This window comes from Bacteroides stercorirosoris (genome assembly GCF_900142015.1).
Taxonomy (GTDB): Bacteria; Bacteroidota; Bacteroidia; order Bacteroidales; family Bacteroidaceae; genus Bacteroides; species Bacteroides stercorirosoris.
Map to the genome: position 1 here is coordinate 73,571 of NZ_FQZN01000006.1, position 13,711 is coordinate 87,281.

At 47.6% G+C, this 13,711-nt stretch carries 6 protein-coding genes; 1 reads left to right on the forward strand and 5 read right to left on the reverse strand.

Annotated features, from left to right (window positions below; genetic code table 11):
• Positions 1 to 51 precede the first annotated feature (51 nt).
• From BUC01_RS06200 to BUC01_RS06220, 5 genes are all read right to left on the reverse strand, one after another.
• On the reverse strand, positions 52 to 1,059 hold the full coding sequence (locus BUC01_RS06200; protein WP_025831241.1) for a DUF5017 domain-containing protein: 1,008 nt from the start codon (positions 1,057 to 1,059) through the stop codon (positions 52 to 54).
• 32 nt (positions 1,060 to 1,091) lie between these two features.
• On the reverse strand, positions 1,092 to 2,867 hold the full coding sequence (locus BUC01_RS06205; RefSeq protein ID WP_025831242.1) for a RagB/SusD family nutrient uptake outer membrane protein: 1,776 nt from the start codon (positions 2,865 to 2,867) through the stop codon (positions 1,092 to 1,094).
• A gap of 20 nt (positions 2,868 to 2,887) precedes the next feature.
• On the reverse strand, positions 2,888 to 6,058 hold the full coding sequence (locus tag BUC01_RS06210; protein WP_025831243.1) for a SusC/RagA family TonB-linked outer membrane protein: 3,171 nt from the start codon (positions 6,056 to 6,058) through the stop codon (positions 2,888 to 2,890).
• A gap of 166 nt (positions 6,059 to 6,224) precedes the next feature.
• Positions 6,225 to 7,787, reverse strand: a complete 1,563-nt coding sequence (locus BUC01_RS06215) for a sulfatase family protein (protein WP_073313056.1) — start codon at positions 7,785 to 7,787, stop codon at positions 6,225 to 6,227.
• Between the two features lie 291 nt (positions 7,788 to 8,078).
• Complete coding sequence (locus BUC01_RS06220) at positions 8,079 to 12,152, reverse strand: hybrid sensor histidine kinase/response regulator transcription factor (protein WP_073313057.1); 4,074 nt, start codon at positions 12,150 to 12,152, stop codon at positions 8,079 to 8,081.
• Positions 12,153 to 12,348: 196 nt separating this feature from the next.
• Between BUC01_RS06220 and BUC01_RS06225 the strand changes: the two genes are divergently transcribed.
• The gene (locus BUC01_RS06225; RefSeq protein ID WP_073313058.1) at positions 12,349 to 13,434 is read left to right on the forward strand and encodes a phosphotransferase enzyme family protein; all 1,086 of its coding nucleotides are present in this window, start codon (positions 12,349 to 12,351) and stop codon (positions 13,432 to 13,434) included.
• Positions 13,435 to 13,711: the final 277 nt, after the last annotated feature.

A 13,711-nucleotide genomic window follows, 5' to 3' on the forward strand; every position in this document is an offset into this window, starting at 1 on the left:
TCTGTTTATTTGATAATAAAGGTTAGAAGTTTTGTGTCCGACGAACTTGGACTATTCCACAACTTTAACTGTGAACTCACGTATCACACCGGTTTGTTGTTTATAGTTGCCATTGTTTGCTACAAATGTGGCAGTATAGGTGCCAGGCTCTCCATAAGTGTAGTTGTATGTATCCAAATTCTGGGTTATATTCTTGATATTTGTGCCGGCATCGGGGGTACATGCATTCACAACAAGCAGGTTAGATACTATCCAACTATATTTCAGAGCAGTGTTGGCATTGGAACTATGGATAAAGAAAGCAGTCATATCTTTAAAGTTCCAGATTCCACTTGTATTGTTGGTTACTGTGCCGTAAGGACGATTGGAAGTCATACCTTTCTGATCGGCAAGATTGTGCTTGTACAACATGTTGATGGGAGTGAAACCAAAAGAATTGGCAGCTAAAGCAGTTTGTTGTCCGCTTGACATTTTGTTGACTATCTGCATATTGTTGAAAGTGAACTTTGTCTGTGCCACAGTTGCAGTCTGTCCTCTATAGCAGATGGCAATGGCAACTCTCTTTCCAAAATAAGACTTCATGTCCACTGAATATTTTTGAACTTTCACAGTCTGTGGCAGTTCAGCCTGAGGAACTAACTCTTTCCAATTCTGTTGTTCTACCAGTACCGAGTCTGCTTCAAAGTTCTTCTTATCCAATCCGGGGAAATCATCGGCGATGTACATGCTTAGTATATTGGCAGGATTGCCATATTGCGGTGTGATTGTAAACTCCAGATTAGAGCTTTCAATTTCTTCCTCGTTTACCGTAATACGGTCCTTGTACTGGTATTTCTTTCCCTCTTCACCGCTGAAGAAAGTAAGAAAATCAGGGTCACCACTGAAATTGAATGTCACCGGACTTCCTTTCTTCACGGTTATGGTCTGACCGTCGAAGCTGACGTTGTCATCAGTTACCACATTCACGTTGAGTTCGGCATCCTGAACGAGCTCGTTTTCGCAGGAAACAAGTGCGAGGCTTGCGATGCCGGCTGCTATTAAGAATCTATTTAATTTCATAATCTTATTCGTTTTAATAGTTTAAAAGTTGATTACCAACCCGGATTGTTCTGAGTGATAGCATTATTTACAGACATCTCTGTATCAGGAATCGGGAAGAAATTATATGCGTCAGTAATCTGGAAGAATGTCCATACGCTATAAGTGTCACCACCGGTCCAATTGCCTCCTGCACCCTGCTGTGCGCGTGATGCCAGTGCATTCATATTGCTTACATATTCGCCCCAGCGGATAAGGTCATAACGACGGGTGTATTCAAAGCAAAGCTCCATGCCACGCTCATCCTTCACTGCCTGGCGGAATGTCTCTTTGTTAAGGCTTCCTTCTTCATAGAGATCGATTCCTGCACGTTCGCGCACGGCATTCAGGCAATCATATGCCAACTTGTTCGGGGTAGAATTGATTTCATTCTCAGCTTCTGCTACCATCAACAACACGTCCGAGTAGCGGAGTACCGGGAAGTTGATAGAAGTATAGTTGGCATTCTTTTTCGTATTCTGTGACTCATATTCACGGCGGTATTTTGCACCGGGACGAGAGTAATTATTATTAGCGGCAACAGATTCAGCTTGCTCATAATCACCTACATTATTATAGGCGCCTTTGTTATCAAACTGTGCTTCACCGTAACTATAGGATTTATCCCAGTATTGACCGCGCACTTCTTCCATTTTTCCGTAGAAGAATTTACGTCCTGTCACTCCTTGTCCACTGGTTTGTTGCACATATTCGAAGGGAGCGATGTTCCAGTTCATGCGTTCGATATCTCCATTAGCTTCATACAACTCATAGAGCTTAGGGGTACTGCGGTAGAAAGCATAGCCATATCCGGGGTCTTTCTGTCCGATAATGCTTTGGGTGTCGATACGCGGAGCGTTAATACCTATCAGGTTTCCGATACGTCCTTCAGCACGTGTTTCCGCACTATAAGTACCGCTGAATTCTATTTCCCAAATGCTTTCATTGGCAGTGGTGTTATATTGATTGGAGCAGAGATCGATGAATACATCCCAATAATTAGGTGCCAGACTGTGTCCTTCCCCCATAACCTTTTGCGCATAAGTGCTGGCTTGCTGGAAGTAATTCTGGATAGCGGTATTATCAGGCGTAGTGTGGTTGCGATGATATTCACCGGCACGGAACAAGTAAACACGTGCCAGAATACCCCATGCTGCGGATTTTGTGATACGTCCTGTATAATTCAGGTCAGATGCGGACAATAAACCATTGGCACACTCATCCATTTCCGTTACAATAAAGTCGTAAATAGTCTCTTTATCCGTGCGCGGGATGCTCAGTCCGTTCACACTTTGTGTAGAAGAGGTTTTGAAAGGTACGTCTCCCCAGCCTTGCACCAGCGTGAAATAATAGAATGCACGGAGAAAGCGAGCTTCCGAACGATACTGTTCGCGGACTTTAGGGTCGATATTCTGATCGGATACCTTGCTGATGTTTTCCAGGAAAGTGTTGGCGCGATCAATACCGGCATAGAGTGTAATCCAAAGCTGGCTGAAGTTGGGGGAACTGGCAGTAGCATTGTTACAGGCTATTACGCCGCTTGATTCAGGATTACGTCCGCCACCATAGTGGGACAAGTCGTCGCCTGCAACCAAGTGCAGGTAGCGGTTCCCGTAGAAGTTTTGAGAAGCCAGTGGGGCATATACAGAAGTCAGGTATGAGTTGGCTTCCGCTTCATTGTTGAAGTAAGTTTCAGGTGTCAATTCATACGGTTCCTTTTCCAGGAAGTCGCAGGAAGTCACAGCCAGACAGGCCAGGAGGGATAATATAGCTGTTTTAAATGATTTCATATTGCGTAATTTTTAAAGTATTAAAAACCTAAGTTAAGACCAAAGCTCACTGAGAGTGCGCGGGGATAAGACGAGTAGTCCAGACCCGGTGTCAGAGCGCTGTTACGGATAGAAACTTCAGGGTCGTAGCCGGAATAACCGGTCAGAGTCCATAAGTTTTGTGCAGCCACATAAATACGAGCTTTGCTTATCTTGTATTTACTCAAGAATGTTTGTGGAATATTATATCCCAGTGTTACAGACTTCAGACGCAGGAATGAACCATCTTCAACCACGCGTGAGGAAATCACTAAGTTGGAGCCCGAGTTGGTGGCACGTGGAATGTCGCTGTTCGGATTTTCCGGTGTCCAGCGATTGGCGTAGCTGGCATATTGGTTCAATTCACGCTTGGTCTGGAAACCGCTTTCAAAGAAAAGACGGTTGGCATTGAGAACGTCATTACCATAACTCCATTGGAAAAATACATTCAGGTCAAATCCTTTGTATTCGAAGTTGTTGGTGAAACCACCGGTGTGAATCGGGGTACCGCGGCCAATCATTGTACGGTCGTTGGCATTGATCACTCCATCACCGTTCAAATCAGCATATTTCGGCATACCCGGTTGAGTATTCGCTTCGCTTGAGAAGTGGGGAACGTTGCCCTTTAGTGTATAAGTGCTACCCGATTTGTCGAAATCTTCATATTTATAAGTTCCTTCGTAGATGTAGCCATACATCATACCCATGGGATAACCTACCTTGGCAATGAAGTTCGGTTGGCTGTTATAGTTCTGGTCGAATGATGCTGTATTCAGTAAGCTGGTTTGACCTTCTGTCAGTTCCAATACTTTATTCTTATTAAAGGCGATATTGAAATTGGTGCTCCACTTAAAGTTCTTGGAGTCGATGTTTACCGTATTCAGAGTAAGCTCGATACCTTCGTTGCGTACTTTACCTACATTCTTCATGGCAGTTGTGTAGCCCGAGCTATAAGGTAAGGTAGCATTCAGCAACAGGTCGCGGGTGGTTTTGCGGTACAGGTCCATTGTGAAGCTGATACGCTCATTGAAGAAACCTAAATCAAGACCAAGGTTCCATTGCTCTGTAGTTTCCCACTTCAAGTCTCCGTTTGGCAAAGAGGTAGCCGCTACACCAACGGTTTCCAATACATTGTTAAACGGATATACGGTGTTGGGTATACTGGCTGTTTCGCGGTGACTGCGAATCATATCTAAAAGAGCGTAACGATCATATTCACCGATACGGTTGTTACCTGTGAGACCCCAGCTCAGACGCAGCTTACCACTGGAAAGCCATTTCTTGTAATCTGCCATAAAGCTTTCTTCAGAGAAGCTCCATCCCAGTGAACCGGAAGGGAAATAACCATAACGGTTTTTCTTGCTGAACTTGGAAGAACCGTCTGCACGGAATGAAACCGTTGCATAGTACTTAGACATATAGTTGTAGTTGGCATTCGCAAAGTAAGAAAATATAGACCAGGAAGATTTTCCGGAGTTGGTCGTATTAATAGTACCTTGGCTCATGCCTGACATACCCAGTGACTCGTTGGGAATATCGCGGGTGCTGTAACCATACACTTCATAGTCTGAATTTTGTAAAGTCGTACCCAGCATCGTATTGAAGAAATGCTTGTTTTTCCAGTTTGTCTGATAGGTCAGAATGTTTTCGTTCAACCAGGTAAGGCGTTCAGAACGTGTGATTTCAGCATTTACGCCCATAGTAGAACGGGGACCGCCGTAACGGGTCTTTGAGTTGTTGAAAATGTCAGTGTGACGATTGTCGTAAGTGTAACCGCCGGTTACTTTCAGTTTCAGGCCTTTGATAAACTCGTATTGAACATATCCGTTGATCTGCAGATTGTTCGTGTAGTTTTTGCGATAGGCATTTTCCAGGTCCAGGATGGGGTTAAAACGATAGTCGTTGGTATCTTCCACAGTTCCCGGGTCAATCAATTCATTGCGCAGAGCATCTAATGTGCCGTTAGGATAAGCCACAGGGCGATAACCCCAGACACTATAGAAAAGGTTGTTCATACCGGAGTATGAAGTCGATGAAGGTGAACTACCGGATTGAATGGAACGAGAGTAGTTCGTATTCAGGTTGATGGTTAGCTTGTTACGTTTAACCATCGTATTCATACGGGCTTGCAGGCGTTCGTAGTCGGTTTCCAGCAAGATACCGTCCTGACCGTAGTAAGAAACTGAAGCATTGTAACGCACGCCTTCCGAGCCACCAGTCAGACGGACATTGTGGTTTTGTGACCACGCTGTACGGAATACTTCATCCTGCCAATTGGCTTCCGCTACGTTGCGGTAGTCGTCAAGTGTCCATTGCTTTCCCTCGTAGTTCATGAAGTAGCGTTCGGCTGTGCGGGTAGGCTCAATTTCATTCTGTAATTTTACGAATTCATAACCGCTCATCATGTCCAGTGTCTTTGTTACTTGGGAGAAACCAAAGCTACCGTCATAGGTGATTTGCGGCTTACCAATCTTTCCTTGCTTGGTGGTAATTACGACAACACCGTTGGCACCACGTGAACCGTAGATTGCTGTGGCAGACGCATCTTTTAATATATTGGTTGATTCGATATCATTGGGGTTGATAGCAGCTGCCATGGCCGGGTCTTCCGCCTGAAATCCGTCAATGATGTAAAGCGGGGTATTGTCCTGTGTCAATGAGTTGTTACCACGAATTGTAATGTTCATCGTAGCGCCCGGCATACCTTCACCGGAAGTAACGTTTACTCCGGCAATACGTCCGCCAAGGGCTTGGTCGAATGAAGCTACGGGAGCGCTCAACAAGTCTTTCATGTTCGCTTTGCCCACAGAACCGATCAAGTCGGCTTTGCGAACTTCCTGATAGCCGACAACTACCACTTCGTCCAGTGCCTGTGCATCTTCTACCAATGTTACGTTGATAGTCTTTTGGTCACCGACTTTGATCTCCTGGGTTTTATAACCTATAAAAGAGAATTGCAGAATGTCGGTGGATTTCACATTACTAATTTGGAAGCTTCCATCAATACCGGTAATGGTTCCGTTAGTAGTTCCTTTCACGACGACGCTGACTCCGGGAACTTCTCCCATAGCATCGACAACTTTACCTGTAACTTGACCTCCTGTCTGTGCTTGTACGCCTGATACGAAGCAAAGAAAAGCGGCCAATAGCATTAAGGTTACTTTCTGTTTCATAAATATTAAATTAATTAGTTATTAAAAAGGTTCTTCTTTCTCATTATTAAGACTCGAATCACAATGCAAATGTATGCGATTGCGCAGGAGACGACTTTAGTTAATAGTTCGCAAAAAGTACGAATTTGTACATTCCTGATAAAGAATCGCTCTTCTGTACGATTCTTTACCTTGTTTCCTGATTCCTTCCGGCCTTCACCTCTTCCAGTAGTTCGGAGAGGGCTTTTACCGTCTCAGGATGTGCTGCCGCCACATTGTTTTTCTCCGACGGATCTATGGAAATATTGTACAGTTGAGGTTGCGGGTTGTTCCCTAACTCCATTTTGGTCCAGTACTCGATGGCGGGCTTGTCACTCGGCTCGATATACTTCCATGTTCCTTGAATGATGGACAAAGTGTTGTTCAGATTCTGCTGTACTACATAGTCGCATCCGGTATTGTCTTTTCCGAGGAAAGTGCTTAACTGATCGCGGCTGTCGGGAGCAACGGTTGCAGGTGTAAGCGGATGATCCAGTAACGCGGCTAAAGAAGCATATACATCGATCATAGAGAATAAAGCTTGCTGTTTGCAGGGCTGAATACCGGCAGGCCAACGTACAATAAAGGGAATACGTGTTCCGGCTTCATAGGCACTGTACTTTCCACCACGGTATTGCTTCATGGGAGTATGACCGTTCAGCAGTTCGAGAGCCTGATCCTGGTAACCGTCGTCAATGACAGGGCCGTTATCACTACAGAATACAAAGATAGTGTTATCCGCAAGGTTCAGACTGTCCAGAGTATTCATAATCTCACCCACAGTCCAGTCCAGTTGCAGGATTACGTCGCCGCGGGTACCCATGCCGCTCTTTCCGGCAAAACGGGGATGGGGTACGCGGGGAACGTGTACGTCTTGCGTGCCCATATATAAGAAGAAAGGTTCGCTCTTATGATTCACGATGAAATCTTTGGCTTTGCCGGTGATGACGTCGGCAATGTCCTCGTCCACCCAAAGGGCGGATTTACCGCCGGTCATCCAACCGATACGGGGAATACCATTCACAATCGTATTGTTATGTCCCTGGCTGGGCTTCAGTTTCACGAGTTCCGGGTTTTCAAGTCCGGTGGGCCAGTCGCCAACTTTGTGGTGATAGTTCACGGTAATGGGGTCGTTGGGGTCTAAGCCTACGACGTGGCCGTTCTCAACGAATACGCAAGGTACGCGGTCTACGGTGGCGGGGATGATGTATTCGTAATCAAACCCGATATCCTGGGTGTTCGGCTTGATAAGATGGTTGAAGTCGGTGCCGCCTTTAGGGCCGAGTCCCAGATGCCATTTGCCTACGGCTCCGGTGGCATAACCTTCTGTCCGGAACATATCGGCCATGGTGACGCAGGCTGTGTCGATGATAAGTTCCGAGTTGCCCGGAGCGATGCCGGTGTTCTCCTGCCGCCAGGGATACATACCCGTCAACAGGCCGAAGCGGGAGGGGGTGCTGGTGGAGGAAGTGGCGTAGGCATTGGTAAATTGCACGCCTTGTCCGGCAAGGCGGTCGATGTTGGGAGTACTTATCTTGGTAGCGCCGTAGCAACTCAGGTCGCCGATGCCGAGGTCGTCGGCAATCAGATATATCACGTTGGGTTTCTGACGGGAATTGTTGTCAGTGGCTTCTTTTTTCGAGGGATTTCCACATCCTGCTATCAGGGCGGCACCCGGAAGAAGAGTCCATAAAGGGGAGAATTGTTTCATAGTTCTTTGACTTTAGATTGTTATTTCTGAGGTCAAAGGTAACGGCTTTCTCCGGATTATGTGTATAATGAAGTACAGGAGAAGGGCGAAAATGTACAAAATTCAATGTCGTAATGAGGGCGAATCTATGGCCAATCCCGTTTCATGGCAGTGGCACTTCTGTTCCACCGTATTGGAACGTCTGTTTCTTAGGAGAGAAACTCTTGTTCCTTAGGCAAGAAAGTTTTGTTTCTCAAGGGAGAATCTTTTGTTTCAATTCGGTGGAACGGAGTGGAACATTTAAGCGCTTCGTCAACCCTCTTCGTCTTCTTCGTTTTTCTCCTCTTTGTCGGCGTCTTCTCCCTTGCGGTAGGCAAGCGGACTGACCTGATATACATCTTTGAAACACTTCGAGAAGTAGCGCGAAGAGCTGAAACCGATCTTGTCCGATATCTCAGTGATGTTCAGTTCCGGGTTGTTGCGCAGCATCAGGGCGCCTTTTTTCAGGCGGATGGTGAGGATGAAGTCGTTCGGTGTCTGTCCGGTGATGGCTTTCAGCTTGGTGAACAGGTTGGTGCGCGCCATGGCCATTTCGCGGGCAAAGACGTTGACGTTGAACTCCGTATCGTCCAGGTGCTTCTCGATGATGGCGATGGCACGGTCCAGGATGTCCTTGTCTATCGGGTTGGTCGCCAGCATCTGCGCGTATGCCTGCGGTTGCTTGCTGAACTTCTCTTGCAGGAGGATGCGTGAGTTCACCAGGTTGTTGCAACGGGAAATCAGCAGGTTCGTGTTGAACGGCTTGGTGATGTAATCGTCCGCGCCGATGCGCAGGCCTTCGATGTTCTGCTCTACGGCGGTGCGTGCGGTGAGCAATACCACCGGGATGTGGCAGGTGTTGAAGTCGTTCTTTACTTGCTTGCAGAGTTCCGTGCCGGACATCCGGGGCATTACCACGTCGCTTACCACGATGTTCGGCATTTCCTTCTGTATCAGTTCCAGACCTTCTTCACCGTCAGCGGCTGTCAGCACCTGGTAGAAGGGGCGGAAGATGTTTGCCAGCATCTCGCGGATGGAGTCGTTGTCTTCTACGATGACCATCTTGACGTCCGACATACGTTTTATCGGGGCGTTCTCTTCCAGTTCGGCTTTGAGCGAAGCGTCTATTTCCGCTGTCTGGGGCTGCTCTATCTGTTGCATGGTTTCGGTCTTCTTGCTGATTTCTTCGGCGGTGAACCGGGCATTCCCCAATTGCAGGCGGACGATGAAACTGCTGCCTTTGCCCAACTCGCTCTCTACCCGGATGCTGCCGTGGTGAAGTTCGACGATGCCTTTCGTAAGTGCCAGTCCGATGCCCGTACCGGCGCCACGGCTCAGGCTGTCCATCTGTTCGGTCTGATAGAAGCGGTCGAATATCTTGTCAATTTCTTTGGCGTCGATGCCGCTGCCGGTGTCTGTGACGCGAATCACGGCTTCGTTGCCTTCGGTGGTGATGCTGAGGGTGATGGTATCTTCGGCCTGGGTGTGCTTGATGGCATTGGACAATAGGTTGTTGATGACTTTCTGCATCTGCTTCTGGTCGTACCACACTTCGAGGCTTTCGGTGTCCTTCTCAAATTTGAAGTTGATCTGCTTGCTGCTGGCGTACTCCATGAAAATCAGATAATTCTCGTAAAGGAAATGCACGATGTTGTGCGGACTGACTTTCACCTTCATGTGTCCCTGTTCCTGTTTGCGGAAGTCGAGGAGTTCGGTGATGAGTTCGCGTAGCTGTATGCTGTTCTGGTAGATGCTTAATATCTTATTATAGATGGTGGGTGTGAAGTTTTGCAACTGCATCAGGGTTTCCACTTGCGACACGATGAGCGTGAGCGGAGTGCGGAACTCGTGCGAGATGTTGGTGAAGAAGCGCAGTTTCGACTGGTTCAGGGCTTCCACATCTTGTATGTGCTTCTGTTCGTACTTCAACGACTCACGCAGCTTGATTCTCGATTTGTAGGTTTTGACCAGATACCACAGCAGGATGCCCGTCACTATCAGATAAATGAGATAGGCGAGAGGTGTCTTGTAGTAAGGCGGAAGTACGTGGATGGTGAGATGCACCTGCGGGCAGAGGGACTCTTCTTTGCCTCGGGGCTTGATGAGCAGGTTGTAGGTGCCTGCGTTCAGGTTGGTATAGGTAATCATGGGCTGTCCGCGCGTACTGTTCCAGTCGTCGGAGAAACCCTCCAGCTTATAGATGATGTCGTCTTTGTTGGCCGCCACATAGTTGGAGGTGGCGAATTCGATGCTGAACATCGTCTGGTTGGCATCCAGCGTAATTTCTTGCGTATGGCACAGGGATTGCGTTAAAATGCCCGTTTCATCGGAAACCTTCACTTCGGAACCGTTCACGATGAGGCGTGAAAGAATGATTTTATAAGGCTTCGGGGTGAAGTTGAGTTCCAGCTCGTTGAAGGAAAGCATGCCTTGCGTGCCTCCGAGGAAAATCTCGCCGTCGCGCGTAACGCAAAGGGCATTTTCGTTGACGGCTGTCAGCGGGAAACCGTTCTCTACGCTGTAGTTCTGGAATTTCCCCGCCTTCTGGTCGAAGATGGAGAAGCCCTGATTGGTGGTAAGTATCAGTTTGCCGCTCATAGGCGACTCTTGCGTGTCGTAGATGCAATCGCTGACGAGCCCGTTCGATTCTTTGTCGAAGTTCTCGAAGTCATTCGTTGCAGGGCGATACAGGTCGAGACCACTGCCTGAGGTGGAGAACCACAGGTTGCCCTGGCTATCCTGCATGATGTTGTTCACGTTGTTGTTGCTGAGGCTGTGCGGGTGTGTCACGTCGTGGCGGTAGTTGGTCAGCTTGTTCGTGTCGAAGCGGTAGGTGAATACGCCTTCGCCTGTGGCGGCAATCCAGAGAGTGCCGTTGTTGTCCATCTCCAGGTCGGCCACCATGACTATCTTGCGTCCTTCTTTGCTGTCTTTGAAGAGTTGCCGGCACTTTCCGCTTTGGGGGTTGAACAGGCATACGCCATTCTGTGTGGCGATGATCAGCTGGTCTTGGTAAGGCGTTATGTCCCGGACGATGTTCGACGGAAGAGTCTCCGGATTATCTTCTTCCATGAGGTAGTGGGTGAATGTGCCTGTGCGGATATCCAGCTTGTTCAGTCCGCCGAGGTGGGTGCCTATCCAGATGATTTCTTTGTCGGAGTCGTAATAGAGGGCTTTCACGTTGCTGTGGGAGATGCTGTTGTGCCCTTGTCCGGCAAGATACCACTTGAACTCCCGCGTGCGTCGGTTGTAGAAGTTCAGTCCGCCGCCTTCCGTACCAATCCACAGATTACCGTTCTTGTCTTCGATGGTACGTCCTACGATGGGATTGCTCAGGCCTTCTTTCTCGTTTCTGGACACCCGATAGCTGGTGTAGATTTCGTATTCGGGATTGAAGTAGTTGACACCGCCGAAATAAGTTCCCAGCCACAGTGTTCCCTGGTTGTCTTTCACGATGCACCAGATGGAGGAGTGGGTAAGCCCTTCATTCTGTGTGTCATCTGCGGTATGGTTCTGGAAGATGCCTGTCGATTTGTTGTAGCGGTTCAGTCCGTTGAATGTCCCTATCCATATATTACCGAGGTTGTCCTCACAACAGGCTCTCACGAAGTCGGAAGACAGGCTGCGCGGATTTGCCGGGTCGTTGCGCAGGTTCTCGATGCTTCCATCCGTTTTCACCCGGAAGAGACCTTTCTCCCAACTGCCTATCCACAGTTCGCCTGCGTTGTCCTGATAGATGCTGGTGATATTTCCTTTGTCGATGGGGTGCGTCAGTTGGTGTCCGTCCAGTTTTAGTCTGAACACTCCCTCGCTGGCGGTTCCTATCCACATCTCGCCTTTGTCCTCGAACATACAGGATATTTCGATGTTTTCTCCTGCCATCTGATAGTAAAGGTCGAAGTTGTCGGTTTGTTCGTTGTAGCGGTATATCTCGTTCTTTTTTCCGATGAAAAGGCCGTTTTTGTAGTATATGCTGTTGATGTTTCCTTGCAGCAGGGTGGTGAATCGTTGGTTGGTCAGGTCGAACTGGGCGACTCCTTCGGTGCAAAGCAGATAGATTTTTCCGTTCTGGTCTCCCGTTATGCGCAGCACGGTGTTGCAGAAAAGGCTGTAGGGATCGTTCTTGCTCAGTTTGTAAGTCTGGATATCATTGCCGTTGTAGCGGTTCAAACCTTCGCGCGTGGCAATCCACAAGACGCCGTTCTCATCGATGTACAAGCTGTTGACGCTGAACTGTGATAAACCGTCATCGGTGGTCAGATGATTGAAAGTAATATTCTGGCTGTGTAGGTTTGCCGCAACTATGCTTACTAAAGCAAGTAACAGCGTTCTGATAAACTTTTGCACTTTTCCTCCGGTATTTTAAGGTTTCAAACACAAATATAGGGCGTTTTGCTCAAAAGGGGGAAGTTTATTGCCTGATTTTTATGGTTATGTCTGCCGAAATGTATATTTTTGGGCGTTTGCCGGACGAATTTGGACTTTTGCATTAATATGGAAGGCGTATATTTGCATAACAATTTTAAATCTATTATTAAATATCATGAATAACCTCCAATCTATTGTATCTCATTTCAATACGAAGGGTACAGTTAACGAAATTCAACCTTTGGGCAGCGGACTGATTAATGACACGTACAAAGTGACTACTCTCGAAGCAGATGCCCCCGATTATGTATTGCAACGTATCAATCATGCCATCTTCCAGAATGTAGAGATGTTGCAGGCTAATATTGAGGCCGTTACCCGCCACATCCGTAAGAAGCTGACAGAGCAGGGCGCGGACGACATCGACCGTAAAGTGCTCTCGTTTATTCCTGCCGATACGGGGAAAACCTACTGGTATGACGGTGAAAATTATTGGCGTATCATGACATTCATCCCCAATGCGAAGACATACGAGACGGTGGATGCCGAATATTCTTATTATGCCGGTGTGGCTTTCGGCAATTTCCAGGCGATGCTCGCAGATATTCCCGATACATTGGGCGAAACGATTCCCGATTTCCATAACATGGAGTTCCGTTTGAAACAGCTTCGTGATGCGGTGGCAGCGGATGCCGTAGGCCGCGTGAAGGAAGTGCAGTATTATCTGGATGAGATAGAGAAGCGTGCGGACGAGATGTGCAAGGGTGAACGGCTGTACCGCGAAGGCAAATTGCCTAAACGTGTGTGTCACTGCGATACGAAGGTGAACAATATGATGTTCGATGAAGACGGTAAGGTGCTTTGCGTAATCGACCTTGACACTGTGATGCCTAACTTCATCTTCTCCGATTTCGGTGATTTCCTCCGTTCCGCTGCCAATACCGGTGCCGAGGATGACGAGAATCTGGATAATGTGAACTTCAACATGGAAATCTTCAAGGCATTTGCGAAGGGGTATCTGGAATCGGCGAAGGTCTTCCTGCTCCCGCTGGAGATTGAGAACTTGCCGTATGCGGCCGCATTATTCCCCTATATGCAGTGTGTACGCTTCCTGGCGGATTATATTAACGGTGATACCTATTATAAGACTAAATATCCCGAACACAACCTTGTGCGCACGAAGGCGCAGTTCAAACTGTTGCAGAGCGCGGAGGAACATACGCCGGAGATGCAGGAGTTTATCAAGGCTTCGTTGGGATAAGGTGGCTGGGGCTCATAGCAGTGCAGAAATGAGTTTTCACCACAGAGTAACACAGAGTCTCACGGAGTTCTATTCTTTTGATTTCAAATTGATTAAACTCTGTGAGACTCTGTGTTACTCTGTGGTGAAAAGATTCATACCCCTACAAAAAAGAAAAACATTAGTACTAACATATGAATAAAAGAACCTTTGCGGACTCTTTGCGGAAATCTGTAGCCCTGTTGATTGCTCTGCTTTGTATTTCCTCCTTGTCTGCAACTAACCCCCAAAAGAAAGA

What these genes read in the sequence shown, in the direction of transcription:
- BUC01_RS06215 (WP_073313056.1), bottom strand. Translation starts at nt 7,787, where the DNA reads ATGAAACAATTCTCCCCTTTATGGACTCTTCTTCCGGGTGCCGCCCTG.
- BUC01_RS06225 (WP_073313058.1), top strand. Translation starts at nt 12,349, where the DNA reads ATGAATAACCTCCAATCTATTGTATCTCATTTCAATACGAAGGGTACA.
- BUC01_RS06205 (WP_025831242.1), bottom strand. Translation starts at nt 2,867, where the DNA reads ATGAAATCATTTAAAACAGCTATATTATCCCTCCTGGCCTGTCTGGCT.
- BUC01_RS06210 (WP_025831243.1), bottom strand. Translation starts at nt 6,058, where the DNA reads ATGAAACAGAAAGTAACCTTAATGCTATTGGCCGCTTTTCTTTGCTTC.
- BUC01_RS06200 (WP_025831241.1), bottom strand. Translation starts at nt 1,059, where the DNA reads ATGAAATTAAATAGATTCTTAATAGCAGCCGGCATCGCAAGCCTCGCA.